This is a genomic window from Mesorhizobium sp. M4A.F.Ca.ET.022.05.2.1 (assembly GCF_003998845.1).
Lineage (GTDB): Bacteria > Pseudomonadota > Alphaproteobacteria > Rhizobiales > Rhizobiaceae > Mesorhizobium.
In genome coordinates this window covers 1-16,256 of record NZ_RZOJ01000105.1, presented here as the reverse complement: position 1 = coordinate 16,256, position 16,256 = coordinate 1, and the positions used below count along the sequence as shown (strand labels likewise).

The 16,256-nt window shown below is 64.1% G+C and carries 14 protein-coding genes and 1 pseudogene; 6 read left to right on the top strand and 9 right to left on the bottom strand.

What is annotated here, in order from left to right:
• Positions 1-243, bottom strand: a 243-nt coding sequence (locus EN745_RS36540) for a hypothetical protein (RefSeq protein ID WP_210213755.1), incomplete at its 3' end; no start/stop codon positions are given.
• Positions 244-262: 19 nt separating this feature from the next.
• Between EN745_RS36540 and EN745_RS14225 the strand changes: the two genes are divergently transcribed.
• Positions 263-658 (top strand): SET domain-containing protein-lysine N-methyltransferase, encoded by a 396-nt coding sequence (locus EN745_RS14225; RefSeq protein ID WP_126055786.1) that lies wholly within the window; start codon positions 263-265, stop codon positions 656-658.
• 95 nt (positions 659-753) lie between these two features.
• Here the strand turns inward: EN745_RS14225 and EN745_RS14220 are convergent, their stop codons facing one another.
• The 6 genes and pseudogenes from EN745_RS14220 to EN745_RS14200 form a co-directional block, all read right to left on the bottom strand.
• On the bottom strand, positions 754-2,511 hold the full coding sequence (locus EN745_RS14220; protein WP_281034771.1) for an AMP-binding protein: 1,758 nt from the start codon (positions 2,509-2,511) through the stop codon (positions 754-756).
• 113 nt (positions 2,512-2,624) lie between these two features.
• Positions 2,625-3,350, bottom strand: a pseudogene (locus EN745_RS37485) (AMP-binding protein); the annotation flags it as partial.
• Between the two features lie 80 nt (positions 3,351-3,430).
• Positions 3,431-4,381 (bottom strand): cytochrome c, encoded by a 951-nt coding sequence (locus EN745_RS14215; RefSeq protein ID WP_127421553.1) that lies wholly within the window; start codon positions 4,379-4,381, stop codon positions 3,431-3,433.
• Positions 4,382-4,390: 9 nt separating this feature from the next.
• A complete protein-coding gene (locus tag EN745_RS14210; protein ID WP_127421552.1) occupies positions 4,391-4,828 on the bottom strand; it encodes a cytochrome c in 438 nt (145 codons plus the stop codon).
• A gap of 147 nt (positions 4,829-4,975) precedes the next feature.
• A complete protein-coding gene (locus tag EN745_RS14205) occupies positions 4,976-5,578 on the bottom strand; it encodes a superoxide dismutase (protein ID WP_126055790.1) in 603 nt (200 codons plus the stop codon).
• Positions 5,579-5,750: 172 nt separating this feature from the next.
• A complete protein-coding gene (locus EN745_RS14200; RefSeq protein WP_127421551.1) occupies positions 5,751-6,629 on the bottom strand; it encodes a branched-chain amino acid aminotransferase in 879 nt (292 codons plus the stop codon).
• 207 nt (positions 6,630-6,836) lie between these two features.
• On the opposite strand from EN745_RS14200, the gene EN745_RS14195 reads away from it, so the two are divergent.
• Together EN745_RS14195 and EN745_RS14190 are read left to right on the top strand one after the other, a co-directional pair.
• A complete protein-coding gene (locus EN745_RS14195; RefSeq protein ID WP_126059170.1) occupies positions 6,837-7,499 on the top strand; it encodes a haloacid dehalogenase type II in 663 nt (220 codons plus the stop codon).
• Between the two features lie 171 nt (positions 7,500-7,670).
• Positions 7,671-8,492, top strand: a complete 822-nt coding sequence (locus EN745_RS14190) for a L,D-transpeptidase (RefSeq protein ID WP_126055792.1) — start codon at positions 7,671-7,673, stop codon at positions 8,490-8,492.
• Between the two features lie 12 nt (positions 8,493-8,504).
• On the opposite strand, the gene EN745_RS14185 is transcribed toward EN745_RS14190, so the two are convergent.
• On the bottom strand, positions 8,505-9,923 hold the full coding sequence (locus tag EN745_RS14185) for a PLP-dependent aminotransferase family protein (RefSeq protein ID WP_210213754.1): 1,419 nt from the start codon (positions 9,921-9,923) through the stop codon (positions 8,505-8,507).
• 84 nt (positions 9,924-10,007) lie between these two features.
• On the opposite strand from EN745_RS14185, the gene EN745_RS14180 reads away from it, so the two are divergent.
• The gene (locus EN745_RS14180; RefSeq protein ID WP_127406367.1) at positions 10,008-10,631 is read left to right on the top strand and encodes an FMN-binding negative transcriptional regulator; all 624 of its coding nucleotides are present in this window, start codon (positions 10,008-10,010) and stop codon (positions 10,629-10,631) included.
• A gap of 329 nt (positions 10,632-10,960) precedes the next feature.
• On the opposite strand, the gene EN745_RS14170 is transcribed toward EN745_RS14180, so the two are convergent.
• Entirely contained in the window at positions 10,961-12,505 is a 1,545-nt protein-coding gene (locus tag EN745_RS14170) for a helicase HerA-like C-terminal domain-containing protein (protein WP_127399918.1), read from the bottom strand.
• Positions 12,506-12,933: 428 nt separating this feature from the next.
• Here EN745_RS14170 and EN745_RS14165 point away from each other — a divergent pair, with 428 nt between their 5' ends.
• Positions 12,934-14,376, top strand: coding sequence for a methylmalonyl-CoA mutase subunit beta (locus tag EN745_RS14165; RefSeq protein ID WP_126055795.1), 1,443 nt, complete (start codon positions 12,934-12,936; stop codon positions 14,374-14,376).
• Positions 14,373-16,256 (top strand): methylmalonyl-CoA mutase (gene scpA, locus EN745_RS14160; RefSeq protein WP_127421549.1); only part of this gene is annotated, 1,884 nt, incomplete at its 3' end. The genes EN745_RS14165 and scpA, both read left to right, overlap by 4 nt.

Genomic DNA, 16,256 nt, shown 5'->3' with positions numbered 1-16,256 from the left:
GCAACAGCGCTGAGCGGTGCGCACCTGCTGTTCAGAGCAGCTCAAAACGGCCGTCCAGCGGCCGATTGCGGGACCTGCCGGCATCGCTCCCAAACTGATGCGTCCGGTCATAAATTTTTGATTTGCGCATGACGTTTTCAGAGGCTTCATTTCGCGCTCATGCGCGGCGATTTTGTGCTCGCAATTGCCGCTGTCGCGCGCTACCCAATGCCCGGCTTTTTTCGAGCCGCGCCTGCCAGTCACCGTCTTGCAAGGGTCCGCCATGCTGCTCGTCGACGTCTATCTCGACAAATCGCCCATCCAGGGCATCGGCGTCTTCGCCAAGAACCACATCCCCCAAGGCACGCTGATCTGGAAGCTCGACCCCAGATTCGACCGGGTGATCGAGGTCGACACCTATGAGAACGAGACCGGCCCGGTGAAATCCTATCTCGACCGCTATTCCTATCCCGACCGCCGCGATCCGGCCTACATCGTCTTCGAGGCCGATGACGCCCGCTACATGAACCATGACGACGACCCGAATTGCGACGTCTCCTCGCCGGAGGAGACGTATGCCTTGCGCGATATCGCGCCGGGCGAGGAACTGACCTGCGACTACAATCACTTCTTCGAAAGCGGCTTCGACTTCCTCGGCGACCGCCACCCCGTAAGCTAACGCATGGCAGCCAAAGCGCGCGGCGGTTCTGCGGTAACGACACGCTCAAGAACACAGCCGAAGCGCGTTGTAGGGTGCCTTTCAGACGCGGCGCATTAGACCGGGCGCAATTCTGGCTGGCGTCTCATCGCAAATCTGCCAAGCTGGTTACGAAGGCCTGTCATGGCCTTGCCGGCGAATATGCCGATGCCAATACCGCCCGCGATCGCCAGCAGGTGAAAGATCGGAGCCGGTAACGCAGGTGACGCCGGCGCCATCAATAGCTCCGGGACGAAGCGGTGAAACAGATATATGGGAAAGGCGGAGGCAGCGACCTGCGTCATCACGCGGCCGGCCCGTGCCGGCAAGCGGATACGCGGCACGTAAAGGAGAGCCAGAAGCGCGGCGAAGATCATCAAATACTTGACGGCTGTCCCGATCCAAACTGCCTCCCAGAAGGCTAGATAGCCCAGCACCGGGGCGGCGAACGCCATCAAGATGAGCCTTCTTGCCGGATTGTCGGCAAAACCGGCACACCAACCGAAGACGGCGAGGTGGAACACCCAGTAGATCGCAAAGATCTGGCGGTTGCCGATGTCGACCAATGGCGGGATGGAAAAGCGAGCGGCGACGGCAACCCCCAACAGGCCAAGCGAGAAGGCGAAGGGTCGCAACCGTGCGAGCTTGCGCGCAGCCGGCACAGTGAAGATGAGGGAGAAGATGAGGAGCGTCTGCGCATAGGCCTCGATGAACCAGTAAAGATAAGGGATCATCTCGTGGCGCTCCGGCTCGGCATAACCAAGATTGCCGGTAAGCGTCACCGAGGCCAGGGGAATCGCTCGCCAGGCAAACGCGTAGGCGGAAACAATGAGGAAATAAGGGATCAGGACGCCGATCGCAGGCCTCAACGCCTGTCGGATCCGGCCGGCAAGGAGGTGGGTCGCCTGGAACCGCGCCAGGCCGAAACCGACGAGCAGCATCATCACGCCGGAGCCGCCGGGAATTGGCCACAGCGTCTCGTGATGGATCACCACCAGCAGGATCGCCATCACCCTCAGCACAAGGTCGATCGGCAATCCGCTGGTCTCCTTGCACTTGAAAGTCGGCATCGCCCCATGGCGGTTGGCAAACTCGGCGACCCTCAGGTGTTCCCAACCATGCGGCAGGTCCATGCCAAGGCGTTCAAGTTCCATAGCCAACTGCAGGTAGCGAAGGGAATCCCCGCCGAGCGAGACGAAACTGTCGTTGCGGCCAACGGCGAGTGGATAGAATACCCGGCTGTAGGCCCCGAGCAGACCGCCCGTCCCGCAGCGGATCTCCGTCCGCCTTTTCAGCCTGTCCTGTTCAAGGCATGCATAGTCGGTCTTGCCCGAAGTAAGCCTGGGGAAGTTGTCCACCGCGGTAACGGAAACCAGGTTGGCCGGAAGACGGCTGGTCTCGGCGAGGATGCACTGCGCCCTTGCGATCGTACCCGCATCGGTCACGTAGGCGTGCAGCCCTCCATCGTCACCCAGCACCGCGGCCGCGATGCCGGCCCGCTTCAGTGCCTGCTCCATGCTATCGAAGCCGATCCTGAGGCCTGCAATCTTGGCGAAGCGGCTCTTGCGTCCGACAATACGGAAGTAACCCTGCTCGTCGCGCACGGCCACGTCGCCGGTATTCAGGGCCTCGAGTTCGGCCCCGCGCGCCAGGTCGCAGCGCTGCTCGGCATACCCCATCATCACGTTTGGGCCGCGATAGATGAGGTCTCCGGGGGTGCCAGATTGCCTGATCGGGTTTCCCTGGGCATCGATGAGGCTAAGGCTGCCGCCGGGAATGGCCATGCCGATACGCTCCTCCCTATCGGAAAGGCATTCCGGCGGGACGAAGGCGATGCGGGCCGTCGCCTCCGTCTGGCCATCATGACGAAGAAGCCGCCCTCCCTGGCGCGCATGTGGTCCCGGTAGAGGCGGATGAGGTCGGGGGCGAGCTGTCCGCCTGCCACCGTCATCATGCGCAGCGTCTTCACCTCGGCGGAACGGAACTGCGCCCTTTCCAGTAGTTCGTAGGAATACGGGACGCCGGAAAGATTTGTACAGCCGCCGTCAGCGATTACCCTCGGGAAATCGCCATGCATGACTGAGATGCCAGGAAAGAGGATGCTGCCGCCGGCAATCAGATGGGAATTAAGCACTGACAGTCCGTAGGAATAATGGAGCGGCAGGACCAGCGCAGCCCGGTCGGCGCACGAGAGTTCGAGATAGGTTGCGATCGAGCGCGCATTGGCATCGAGATTGGCATGGGAAAGCCGCACCGCCTTGGCCGCACCCGAACTGCCGGAGGTCATAAGCAGCAGCGCGAGATCAGGGTGGACCGGCTGAGCCTCCCTTTCGGACCGAACCTCCTTGATGAGGCGCCAGCGGCCATCGGCCGGCCGGAACGTGAAGTCCGGCTGGAAGACCGCTAGAAAATCATCCCACAGCTTGTCGTCGCAAGGCGGCAACATGGCCACCGCGTGGCCCGCCCGCAGGGCTCCAAGATAGGCGACGACCACATGTTCCGAGGCTTCCGCCGAGATGGCCACGAGCTGCTTTTCGCCTTGTCCAAGCCGCGTGGCGAAGCGCAGCGTGAGGCTGTCGAGTTCCGCATAGGAGAGCGTCCGCCCATCAGGAAAAAGAAGTGCTGTGCGCTGCCCACCACGGGCGATTTCGGACACAAGGTCGACAGAGGGCATGGGCGAGCTTCGAATTGCCGGAAAACTGGTCGAAGCGCCGCCTATAATACATGAGTATTCAAGTCAACTAATAGCGGGAATCATCCCGAGGGTTTTTTACGCGCCGGATAGCCGTTGGCGTGTGGCGGCACGGCCTTGAGATAGGCGGCGATCGCGGCGCGGTCGTCGGCTGTCAATTGCGCCATGTTCCTTTGCACGTCGACCATCGCGCCGCCAACGGAATCGAAGTCCGGTGTGAAGCCGGTTTCGAGATAGTTGGCGATGTCGGCTTCCGACCACTCGCCGATGCCGCCCTCACCCGCTGTGATGTTGGGCACGATGCCCTTGCCTTCGGCGGCCGTGGCGCCGGCCAGCCACTCGGCCTTCTTCACGCCGCCGGCAAAGTCGCGCGGCGTGTGGCATTCGCCACAGTGGCCCGGCCCCTCGACCAGATAGCGGCCGGCCATGACCTTGTCCGCCGCGCCGTCGGCAAGGGCAATCACTGGCTCGGGGCTGAGATAAAGCCGCTTCCACAGGCCGATGCCGCGGCGGATGCTGAAGGGAAAGCCGAGCTTGTGATCGGGCGCCTTGCCGGCGACCGCCGGCAGCGTCTTCATGAACGCGTAGAGGTCGGCGATGTCGGACGGCTTCATGCGCGCATAAGAGGCGTAGGGAAAGGCCGGGTAGAAATGCTCGCCGGAAGGCGAGACGCCCTTCAGCATGGCATCGGCGAAGTCTTGCTCGCTCCAGGCGCCGATGCCGTCCTTGGCGTCCTGCGAGATGTTGGGCGGCACGAAGGTGCCGAACGGCGTCTTCAGTTCGAGGCCGCCCGTGAGTGCTAGGCGGGCATCGCCCTGCGAACCGGGCTTGGCATGGCAGGAGGTACAGCCGCCGGCATAGAAGATGCGCTTGCCCCTGGCGGCATCGCCGGGGCCGAGCTGCGCGACGGTCGCGGCATCGAGCCTGACCGGCGCCGACAACACCCATCCGGCAACCGCGCCGACGCCGCCCAGAACGAGGGCGGCGCCGACGAGTTTCCTCAGCCAGGGCATTGACCGCGATCAGCCCTTCTTGATCCTGTAGCTCTGGTGGCAGGTGCCGCAGTCGCCGCCGATCGTGTTGAGCTGCGCCTTCAAGGCATCGACATCGGCTGGCGGAGCCGCGACCGCGGCCTTGACGTCGGTCAGCAACTTGTCCTCGGCCGCGTTGAAGCCCGCCATGTCTTCCCAGATCTTCGGCGCGGCCGTGGTGTCGCCCTTATCGCTGCCGGCCGGGAAAAGTTTCTCGGTATCCCACTTCTCGGCATTAGCCTGCAGCGCCTGCAACGCCGCCAGCACGGCGGCTGCGTCGAAAGCTTCCTCGCCCTTGACGACCTTCGACAATTGGCCGGCAAGTTTGCCGCGTTCCTTCATCAGGGCCTGGCGATCCTTGATCGGATCAGCGAAGGCGGCCGAACCCGCTACAGCGAGCATAGAGATGGCGAGAACAAGCTTTCTCATTCAATGGCTCCTTGGTGAAGAGAGTGCGCGACTGGACATTAACGGACGGCGCGGCGGAAATATTCCGTCCGCACAGCAACGACTTTCACTTTCCGCTGCAGGCAGAAAAGAAAAGCCCCGGTCGTGCCGGGGCTTTTCGTCAACCAATCAACCTTTCGCCTTTTCGTAAAGCTCGAGGACATAGTCCCAGTTGATGAGACTGTCGACGAAGGCTTCGAGATATTTCGGCCGTGCGTTGCGATAGTCGATGTAGTAGGAGTGCTCCCAGACATCGACGCCGAGGATCGGCGAGGCGCCATGCACCAGCGGGTTCTCGCCGTTCGGGGTCTTCGAGATCGCGAGCTTGCCATCCTTGACCGAAAGCCAGGCCCAGCCGGAACCGAACTGGGTGGTGCCGGCGGCGATGAAATCCGCCTTGAACTTGTCATAGCCGCCGAGGTCGCTGTCGACCGCCGTCTGCAGCGCGCCCGGCAGCTTGGAGCCGCCACCGCCCTTCTTCATCCACTTCCAAAAATGGATGTGGTTGTAGTGCTGGGCGGCGTTGTTGAAGAGGCCGGCGTTCTTGCCGAAGGACTGCTTGACGACCTCCTCGACCGAAAGGTCTCCCAGGCCGGCTTCCGCGGCGAGCTTGTTGCCGTTGTCGACATAGGCCTTGTGGTGCTTGTCGTGATGATACTCCAGCGTCTCCTTGGACATATAAGGCTGAAGCGCCTCGTAGTCGTAGGGCAAAGCAGGCAGCTCAAAAGCCATGGATGGTACTCCCTCATGGAAATCCGGTGTCACTACCGGACTAAGATAGGTCTGGAATGATTTGGGACAACTCCGGAATGAAGTGCCGGTTCCCTTTCTAGAGAGGTTCCGGAAACCTGTCACACGGTTTTGCGGCAGGCGGCTGCGTCAAAAGAGAAAGCCTGCCCGCGGATCAGGCGGCGGATGTGGAATGCGCCCAGTCCCAATAGAGCTCGCGCGCCTTTTTGGCGACGGGGCCAGGCTGGAGATTGCGCTCTTCGATGCGGGTGATCGGCACGACCTTGGAATGGTTGCCGGTCGAGAATATCTCGTCCGCTTCAAGGAAATCGCGCACCGACAGCGTCTTTTCGGTGGTCTTGAAGCCGTAGTCGCCGAGCAAGCTTATGGTGCGCGAACGAGTGATGCCGGACAGGAAGGTGCCGTTCGCCGCCGGCGTGAGCACATGGCCGTCCTTGACCAGGAAGATGTTCGAGGTTCCGGTCTCGGCGACATTGCCCAGCATGTCGAGCACCAGTGCATTGTCGAAGCCGCGCATCTTGGCTTCGAGGATGGCGCGGCCATTGTTGGGGTAAAGGCAGCCGGCCTTGGCGTTGGTCGGCATGGTCTCGATGGTCGGCCGCCGGAAAGGTGAGACGGTGACCGAAAAGCCTGCTGGCGAGATCATCGGCGATTCGTAAAGGCAGAGGCAGAAGCGGGTCGAGGCCGGATCGGCCGGCACGCCCATATAGCCGCCATGCTCGGCCCAGTACATCGGCCTGATATAGACCGCCGTCTTGCCGTCGAACTTCTTCAGCCCGTCCCAGGTCAGCCCGACGATCTTCTCGGTGGTCATGGTAGGTTTCAGGCCGAGCGCGATGGCCGAGGCGTTCACCCGCGCTGCATGACGCTCGAGGTCGGGCGCCACGCCCTCGAACCAGCGGGCGCCGTCGAAGACGCTGGTGCCCAGCCACATGGCGTGGCTGCGGGGCCCGAGAATGGCGACGTTGCCCTCGTACCAGTCGCCATCGACGAAGGTCCATGTCGCGGATTGCGCCGCTGCCGCCAGTGTCATTGCTCGGGTCCGTCCAAGTGTTCTTGCGAAGTGGGCATAGGAAAATGCTTTGGTGGCCGCCGTCAACCGGCATCGCGGAGTTTTGTTGGGGCCAGCCGGCCTCCGCCAACCGATGTCGGCCTGGTTTGGCCGCGATCCGCAACATCGATCGGTGCTGGCTGCAATCAACGCTTGCGCTTCGCTTCCCCTCGCCTCACTACTGTCGCCATGCATCACGCGGCCTATGTTTTCGACGCCTACGGCACGTTGTTCGACGTGCATGCCGCCGTGCGCCGCCATGCCGGCGAGATCGGGCCGGACGGCCAGTTGCTCTCCGAGATATGGCGCGCCAAACAGCTCGAATATTCCTGGGTCAGGACGCTGATGGGCGCCTATGCCGATTTCTGGCAATTGACCGAGCAGGCGCTCGATTTCGCCTTGCGCAAGGTACCCTCCGCCGACAGGGGCTTGCGAGCCAAGCTGCTGGAGGCTTATTGGCACCTCGACTGCTATCCGGAGGTGCCGGCAGTGCTCAAGGCGCTCAAGGCATCGGGCGCGAGGCTCGCGATCCTCTCCAACGGTTCGCCCGAAATGCTGGAGGCGGCGGTGAAGTCTGCCGCGCTCGACCAGGTGCTGGACGATGTATTTTCGGTCGATGCGGTGCGACGCTTCAAGGCCGACCCGTCGGTCTACGACATGGTGACCACCGGCTGGCGCCTCTATCCGGGTGCGGTGTCTTTCCAGTCCTCCAACCGCTGGGACGTCGCCGGCGCCACCAAGTTCGGTTTCCGCACGGTGTGGATCAACCGTGCCAACCAGCCCGATGAATACCGGGACTTTCCGCCAGGGCTGATCCTGCCTTCGCTCGAAGGCCTTCTTGGGGGTGCATGACGGCGCTGTTGCTGCAGCGCAACAGCGGCAATGCGGTCACAGCTTCGCCTTTGTTTGTCCACCCTCAGGCCAGATTTGGAACCGCCTATCGCCGCCGACTGTTATTGGAGCGCCGGCAGCCAGCCTGCGGATTCATGCTTTCTTGCGAATTAAGACCTAGAAAAGGCAACCATGTCAGACGCTTCCTTCCGCATCAGCCGTCGTGGCTTTCTCAACTTCACAGCCCTTGGCGCTGCCTCGGTCGCGGCTTCCGCCTGCACGACCACCGGTCCGGCTCCAGAGCCTGCGCAACCGCCACCGCCCGCCTATGTCGATCCGCCGCTCGGCGACTACGAGACGATGTATGGGGCGACGTCCGACAACGGATTCGACCTGCCGGCCATTCCGGTCAACAAGATCGATCATCAATTCCTGCGCCAGATCGTTCCCGACCCGACCGGCCAGCGGCCGGGCACCATCGTCGTCGATACGACCAACCACTTCCTCTACCTCGTGCGTGAGGGCGGCCAGGCGATCCGCTACGGCGTCGGCCTCGGCCGCGCCGGCTTCGAGTGGTCGGGCGATGCCGTGGTGCAGTGGAAGCAGAAATGGCCGAAGTGGACGCCGCCGGATGAGATGGTCGCCCGCCAGCCGGAACTGACCCAATACAGCGCCAAGAACGGTGGCATGCCCGGCGGCCTGAAGAACCCGCTCGGCGCCCGCGCGCTATACCTCTTCCAGGGCGATCAGGACACGCTCTACCGGCTGCACGGCTCGCCGGAATGGTGGTCGATCGGTAAGTCCGTGTCGTCGGGCTGCGTGCGCCTGATCAACCAGGATATTGTCGACCTCTATGATCGCGTGCCCAGCAAAACCCCGGTCATCGTGACCGCCGATATCGGCGCGCCGGTGGCCGACATGCCGGATCGCAGGGCCATCCCGATCGATGCCGGCGTACCGACCGGCTCGATCCTGCTCGGTCCGGTGAAGCGGCTCACGAACGAGATCTTCTGAGCTTTGGGTTCGTCAGCGGTGTTCGGCCAGTATCCTCGCCAGCACCGCAACGCCGCGCCGCACCGCTTCCGCGTCAAGCCCGGCGTACCCCATGATGAAGCCAGCCGTTTCCGGCCGAGGCCCGCTCGGGTCGTAGAGCGGCGATACCGGGTAGAGACCGATCCCGGCAGCGCGCGCGGCCGCGATGATTGCGGTCTCGCGCCCGGCGGCGATGCCGTGCATCCAGGCCACGACATGAAGGCCCGTGTCGGCTCCCGCAACGGTGACCCTCGGGCCCAGACGGTCGGCCAATGCCTGCAGCAGCACCTGCCTGCGCTCAGCATTCTTTCTGCGGATGCTGCGGACGTGACGCTCGTAGGCGCCGCTCGTCAGCAAGTCACCCAACACGTCTTGCTCCAACATGGGCGCATGCCGGTCGGTCAGGCGCTTCGCCTCGCTGAACGCCCGGCACAGGCCGGTTGGGATGACGAGATAGCCAAGCCTCAAAGTGGGCGAGAGCGTCTTGGAGAACGTCCCCACATAGATGACTGACTCCGCGCCGAGGGTCTGCAGGGGTGGGATGGGAACGATGTCGTGGCGGTACTCGCCGTCATAGTCATCTTCAACGATGTAGGCGCCTGTCGCCGTGGCCCATGCCAGGAGGGAACGCCGCCGCGTCGCCGAAAGCACGCTTCCGAGCGGGAACTGGTGCGACGGCGTCACGCAGGCGAGGCGGGCTGGCGGCAGCGCATCCGTCCTCAACCCGTCCGCGTCGACGGCAACGGGAACCGCGACGCCGCCTGCCGCGGCAAAGGCATGGCGAGCCAGCGGATATCCCGGGTTTTCGATCACGAAGGGGTTGCCGGGGTCGAGCAACAGCCGTGAGCAGAGGTCGAGCCCCTGCTGCGAGCCGTTCACGATGACGATCTGGTCCGGCACGCAGTTGATGCCGCGAGCGCGCCAGAGATAGCCCTGAAGCGCGACGCGGAGAGCCGAAGATCCTTGCGGATCGCCGTAGCGCAGCCGCGCGCCGCGTCGCAGGATGGCTTTGTTGGACGCCCGTCGCCAGGCCAGCACCGGAAAGTCTGCCCCGGACAGATCGCCATAGCGGAAATCCGCGACCTTGCCCGGCTGCTGCTCCGGTGGCGGAGGCAAAGCCAGCAGCCGGCGCGCGAATGCCGAAAGGTTCCGAGGCGGGGCGGTCGATACGGGCGCCTCCCCCGTCGCCCTCTCCAACCCTGCAGCAACGACGGCACGCGCCCCATGGCGGATGATCAGATAGCCTTCGGCGTTCAGCTGATTATAGGCCGCCGTCACCGTAGTTCGTGACGCGCCCCATTCGGCGGCGAAGGCCCGCGTCGAGGGTAGGCGGTCGCCGGGCTGGTAGGCGCCGCTGTGGATCTGTTCCTTGATTGCCGCGATGATCCGGCGCGCGACACGATCCTGCTCCAACTGGACCACCGAAAAACCTCAAAACTGGATATTCCAGGCAAGCCAGACATCAGGCATCTTCAGCTGCGACGCAAGGAGTTCATCATGTACATACCGCCTGCCTTCCGGGATGACGACAAGGAGAGCCTGAGAGCGACGATCCGCGCGGCGCGGTTGGGGACCCTGGTCACCGCCACCGCGGAAGGACTGCTGGCGACGCCATTGCCGCTTTTCCTCGACGAGAGCGAGGGCGAGCACGGCACAATCTACGGCCATGTCGCGAAGGCAAATCCGCAGTGGCGCGCACCCGTGCTGGGTGATGGCCTGGCGATCTTCATGGGGCCGGACGCCTACGTGACGCCGGCGTGGTATCAAACCAAACAGGAAACCGGCAAGGTCGTGCCGACCTGGAACTATGTCGCCATCCACTCCTATGGGCCGGTCGAATTCTTCGACGACGCCGACAGGCTGCTCGAGGTGGTGACGCGTCTGACCAATCTGCATGAAGGCGGGCGCGCCACACCGTGGTCCGTGTCGGATGCTCCGCCGGAGTTCATTCAGTCGCAGCTCAGGGGGATCGTCGGCCTGCGCATGCCGGTCGCGAGGCTGGAAGGCAAGCGCAAGATGAGCCAGAACCGCAACGCGGCCGATCGCGCCGGTGTCGTGTCCGGCCTTGCGGCAAGTGACCGGCTTTCGGACCGCGAGGTCGCACCTCTCATCCCGTCGTGAGTCCGTCATGCCGGATCTGAGCCGGTTTGCCTGGTTCTTTCGCCGCGGCTTTTCCTGCTCGCCATCACGTCGGAAGGATTGATCACGGCAGCTCTCTGTCATCCGCTCGAGGCGACCTCCGCCCTTCTCGTGCAGACCATGATCGATGTCATTGGACCGCAGGCACCTATCGCTACCCTTCAGCGGTCCATCCCCTTCGAGATCGTCACGCCGGAGAATATCTGAGGCAGCGCCCTGCTGCCTTCGCGCCGCCACGGTCACAGCAGTTCCAGCAGTTGCGGCAAAAGACAGCGTTGGTGTCGAGCTTGATAGCCGCCACCCGAACCATCCTACCGCCCCCTGGCCAGGCTGCCCAGAATCCCGCGTACGATCGCGCGCCCAACGGACGATCCGACCGAGCGCACCACCGACTTGATCGCCGCCTCGGCTACCGTCTGGCGGTTGGAGGGACGCGGCGCCGGCGCGCGGCGGCCGCCGGACTGCGGGGCAGGATCGTCACCGAACCCAGGGATGGTCCAGCGCGAGCGGCCGCTATCGGCCTGTTGCGCCTGCTGCTCGGCCTCCTGCGCCTCCCTGGCCTTCTTCTGCAGCATCTCGAAGGCCGATTCGCGGTCGATGGTCTGGTCGTATTGCCCCGTAACCGGGCTCTCGGCGATCAGCTGGCGGCGCTCGTCCGGCGTGATCGGGCCAAGCCGAGACGATGGCGGCCGGATCAACGTGCGCTGAACCATGGACGGCACGCCCTTGGTCTCCAGGGTCGAGACCAGCGCCTCGCCGGTGCCGAGCTGCGTGATGGCCGTGGCGCAGTCGAAATCGGGATTCGGCCGGAAGGTGTCGGCGGCCGTCCGCACCGCCTGCTGCTCGCGTGGCGTATAGGCGCGCAGCGCATGCTGGACGCGGTTGCCGAGCTGGGCCAGGACCTTTTCGGGAATATCCAGCGGGTTCTGGGTGACGAAATAGACGCCGACGCCCTTGGAGCGGATCAGCCGCACCACCTGCTCGACGCGATCGATCAGCACCTTCGGCGCGTCCTCGAACAAGAGATGCGCCTCGTCGAAGAAGAAGACCAGCTTCGGCCTTTCAGGATCGCCGACCTCGGGAAGTTCCTCGAACAATTCCGACATCAGCCAGAGCAGGAAGGTGGCGTAGAGGCGCGGGTTCATCATCAGCTTGTCGGCGGCAAGCACGCTGATCGCGCCACGGCCGTCGCGGGTGGTGCGCATGATGTCGGCGATGCGCAGCGCCGGCTCTCCGAAGAAGTTCGCCGCGCCCTGCTGTTCCAGCACCAGGAGGGTGCGCTGGATGGCGCCGACGGATGGCTTCGTCACATTGCCGTAGCGGGCGCTGAGCTCGTCGGCACGCTCGGCGATGTTGGCGAGCAGCGCCTGCAGATCCTTGAGGTCGAGCAGCAGCAGGCCTTCCTCGTCGGCAATGCGGAAGGCGATGTTCATGATGCCCTCCTGCGCCTCGGTGAGGTTCATCAGGCGCGAGAGCAGCAGCGGACCCATCTCCGAGATGGTGGCGCGGATCGGATGGCCCTGTTCGCCGAACAGATCCCAGAAGATGACCGGGAATTGCTGGAAGTCGTACGGCTCAAGCTTCACCTGCTCGGCGCGCTTGACCAGGAAATCCTTGGCTTCGCCCATCATGGCGATGCCGGAAAGATCGCCCTTGATGTCGGCACAGAAAACCGGCACGCCGGCGTTGGAAAAACCTTCGGCGAGGATCTGCAGGCTGACCGTCTTGCCGGTGCCGGTGGCGCCGGTGATCAGGCCGTGGCGGTTGCCATATTGCAGCAGAAGCTGTTCGGGGCGCTGGTAGCTGTCGTCGGGCTTGCGGCTGGCGCCGATGAAAATACTCTTGTCGTCAGCCATATGTCGGTCTCCGCGAACCTGATGAAGTCAAAGCAAAAGGCCACGCCTGAGGTATAGTGACGCGACGCGGCAGCGACAATGCTCCTATCGCAATTTGGGCTCCTATCGCAATTTGGGCTCCTATCGCAATTTGGGCCCCTATCGCAATTTGGGCGTCCAATCGCGATCGGAATTGGAACCCAGCCCAAAGCTGGGTCTTGACGGGCTTGTGGCAAGTTGTGGATTTTGGGCATGTTTGGCAATCGATTGGTGGTTCACCCGGCCGCATGGGCAGCGCATTGTGATATCGGGCATGGAACCTTAGACTAACGGTTCGATTGATGCGGCAGACGGCGCATGACCGCGAAAGGATCATGCGCTGAATCAAAGGTGCTACGGCGTCCGCGACGTGTCCAGGAGATGCGCGGCGCTGTAAGGGAGGAGAGCGGATGGGCGCCGGCGCCTTGACCAGGGAAGTCGACCTTCAGAACGCTGACCGCCAGCGCTGGCTGGCGCTCGCCGAAAAGGCGCTTGCCGGAGGCTCCTTCGAGGAGAGGCTCGTTTCGCACAGCGACGACGGCATCCGCATCGAGCCGCTCTATGAGCGTGCGGTCACCATGGAACCGCTGGTCAGGGCAAATCCCGCAGCGGCGTGGATCGTCAGCCAGCGCGTCGACGATCCGGATGTCGCCCGCGCCAGGGCGCAGGCGCTGGAGGATGTCGCGCAGGGCGCCACCGGCCTGTCGCTGGTTTTCGAAGGGGCGCCGAACGCTTTCGGCTATGGCCTGCCGCGGACGGCCGAGGCGCTGGAGACCGTGCTCGACGGCGTGCCGCTCAACCGCGTCCAGGTCCGCATCGATGCGCATCCCTGGAGCCGCGCGGTGGCCGACTGGCTGATAGCGTTCCTCGGCAAGCGCCGCTCCGATCCGACTAAGCTCAACCTCTCCTTCGGCATCGATCCGGCGGCGATCTTCGCCGGCACCGGCCGGCTGCGCATGTCGATCGAGGCGCTGCAGGAATCTATGCCGCAATCGATGGCGCATTTCTTCTCCATGGGGGTGCCCGGCGTGCTGCTCGAGGCAGACGGGCGCGTCTTCCACAATGCCGGCGCCACCGAGGCGCAGGAGCTCGGCACCATGCTCGCCTCCGCGGTCTCCTATCTCAGGATGTTCGAGAAGGCGCGCCAGCCGCTGGTCTATGCAGCGCCCCATATCGGCTTCGCGCTCAGCGTCGACCAGGACCAGTTGCTGTCGATGGCCAAGGTGCGAGCGCTGCGCCGGCTGTGGGCCCGCATCCAGGAAGTCTGCTCGATCCCGGCCTCGACGGCCAGCATCCATGCCGAGACGTCGTATCGCATGATGACGACGGCGGATCCGGAAACCAACATATTGCGCACGGCGATCGCCTGTTTCGCGGCCGCCGCCGGCGGGGCCGATTCGATCTCCATCCTGCCGCACACAATAGCGCATGGGCTGCCGGCCGGCTTTGCCCGCCGCGTCGCCCGCAACGCGCAGTTGATCATGGCCGAGGAAAGCCATGTCGACCATGTCGCCGACCCTGCTGGCGGATCGGGCGCCGTCGAGGCGCTGACCAATGATCTCTGCGCGGCCGCCTGGCAAGAATTCCAGCGCATCGAGGCCGAAGGCGGTGTGCTGACGAGCCTGCAGCAAGGCTATGTCCAGAACCGCGTCCAGACCGCCGCGGCAAAGCGCAATGCCGAATACCGGACCGGCTCGCGCGCGATCATCGGCACCACGCTGTTCCGTGCCGGCAGCGAACGCCCGGTCGAGACGTTGCCGGCCGAGCGGAGACCGGCGCTGACGGAAGGTGTCGCGACCTGCGAGCCGCTGTTTCCGGTGCGCATCGACCAATCGATCGGAGCCGGCGCATGATCCCCGATTTCAGCCAGATCGGCTGGTCCGCGCCAGGACGCGCGCCGGTCGAGATCAAGGGGCTGCGGATGACGCCGGAGGGCATCGCCGTGAAGCATCTCTACACGCAGGGCGATCTCAGGGGCCTGTCGCATCTCGACACCTATCCGGGCCTGCAGCCCTTCGTGCGCGGCCCCTACCCGACGATGTATGTCCAGCAGCCTTGGACGATCCGGCAATATGCGGGGTTCTCGACGGCGGAAGAATCAAACGCCTTCTACCGGCGCAACCTCGCCGCCGGGCAGAAGGGCCTGTCGGTCGCCTTCGACCTCGCCACCCATCGCGGCTATGACAGCGACCATCCGCGCGTCGCAGGCGATGTCGGCATGGCGGGAGTCGCCATCGATTCCATCCTCGACATGCGCCAGCTGTTCGACGGCATTCCGCTCGGCGAAATGACGGTGTCGATGACCATGAACGGCGCGGTGCTGCCGGTCATGGCGCTCTACATCGTGGCAGCGGAGGAACAGGGGGTTGCGCAGAAGGATCTCGCCGGGACCATTCAGAACGACATTCTGAAGGAGTTCATGGTCCGCAACACCTACATTTATCCGCCAAAACCCTCGATGCGGATCGTGTCGGACATCTTCGCCTACACCTCGCGAAACATGCCGAAGTTCAACTCGATCTCGATCTCGGGCTACCACATGCAGGAAGCCGGTGCGACGGCGGACCTCGAGCTCGCCTACACCATCGCCGACGGCATTGAATATGCCCGCGCCGGTGTCGCCGCCGGCCTCGACATCGACCGCTTTGCGCCGCGGCTTTCCTTCTTCTGGGCCGTCGGCATGGACTTCTTCATGGAGGTCGCCAAGCTCAGGGCCGCGCGCCTGCTTTGGTCGAGCCTGATGAAGAAGAACTTTTCGCCGAAGGACGAGCGCTCACTGTCGCTGCGCACCCATTGCCAGACCTCGGGATGGTCGCTGACGGCGCAGGACCCTTACAACAACATCACCCGCACCATGATCGAGGCGATGGCGGCGACACAAGGCCATACGCAGTCGCTGCACACCAATTCCTTCGACGAGGCGATGGCGCTGCCGACCGACCATTCGGCCCGCGTCGCCCGCAACACCCAGCTCATCCTGCAGAAGGAATCCGGCACCACGCGCGTCGTCGACCCGTGGGGCGGCTCGGCCTTCGTCGAGCGGCTGACGCATGACCTGGCGGCGCGCGCCCTCGCCCACATCGAGGAGGTCGAGAGCCTTGGCGGCATGGCCGCGGCGATCGAGAAAGGCATTCCCAAGCTGCGCATCGAGGAAGCCGCCGCCCGCACCCAGGCGCGCATCGATTCCGGCGAGCAGACGCTGGTCGGCGTCAACGCGCATCGGCCTCAAACCGACATCGAGGTCGACGTGCTGAAGATCGACAATGCCGAGGTCAAGGCCAGGCAGCTGGCGAAGCTGCAGCGGCTGAAAGGCACGCGCGATGTCGGCGCGGTCGACAGTGCGCTCGAAGCACTGACCCGCGCGGCGGAGAGCGGCGAGAACCTCTTGGAGTTCGCCATCCGCGCGGCGCGCGCCAACGCGACCGTCGGCGAGATATCGCTGGCGCTGGAGAAGGTTTTTGGGCGTCATGTCGCCTCGGTGCAGACGATCTCCGGCGTCTACCGCGATGCGCTCGGCGACAATCCGGCGGTCGACAGACTGCGGGACAAGATCGCGACGTTCGAGAAGAAGTCCGGCAGCAAGCCGCGCATCCTGGTGGCCAAGATGGGCCAAGACGGCCACGACCGCGGCCAGAAGGTTATCGCCACCGCCTTTGCCGATCTCGGCTTCGACGTCACCGTCGGTCCGATGTTCCAGACGCCGGAGGAGATCGCCAAACTGGCGGTCCAGCAC

Bases quoted from the DNA above. Each gene is read 5' to 3' on its own strand.
- EN745_RS14225 (WP_126055786.1), top strand. From the start codon at position 263: ATGCTGCTCGTCGACGTCTATCTCGACAAATCGCCCATCCAGGGCATC.
- EN745_RS14215 (WP_127421553.1), bottom strand. From the start codon at position 4,381: ATGCCCTGGCTGAGGAAACTCGTCGGCGCCGCCCTCGTTCTGGGCGGC.
- EN745_RS14210 (WP_127421552.1), bottom strand. From the start codon at position 4,828: ATGAGAAAGCTTGTTCTCGCCATCTCTATGCTCGCTGTAGCGGGTTCG.
- EN745_RS14205 (WP_126055790.1), bottom strand. From the start codon at position 5,578: ATGGCTTTTGAGCTGCCTGCTTTGCCCTACGACTACGAGGCGCTTCAG.
- EN745_RS14200 (WP_127421551.1), bottom strand. From the start codon at position 6,629: ATGACACTGGCGGCAGCGGCGCAATCCGCGACATGGACCTTCGTCGAT.
- EN745_RS14195 (WP_126059170.1), top strand. From the start codon at position 6,837: ATGCATCACGCGGCCTATGTTTTCGACGCCTACGGCACGTTGTTCGAC.
- EN745_RS14190 (WP_126055792.1), top strand. From the start codon at position 7,671: ATGTCAGACGCTTCCTTCCGCATCAGCCGTCGTGGCTTTCTCAACTTC.
- EN745_RS14180 (WP_127406367.1), top strand. From the start codon at position 10,008: ATGTACATACCGCCTGCCTTCCGGGATGACGACAAGGAGAGCCTGAGA.
- EN745_RS14170 (WP_127399918.1), bottom strand. From the start codon at position 12,505: ATGGCTGACGACAAGAGTATTTTCATCGGCGCCAGCCGCAAGCCCGAC.
- EN745_RS14165 (WP_126055795.1), top strand. From the start codon at position 12,934: ATGGGCGCCGGCGCCTTGACCAGGGAAGTCGACCTTCAGAACGCTGAC.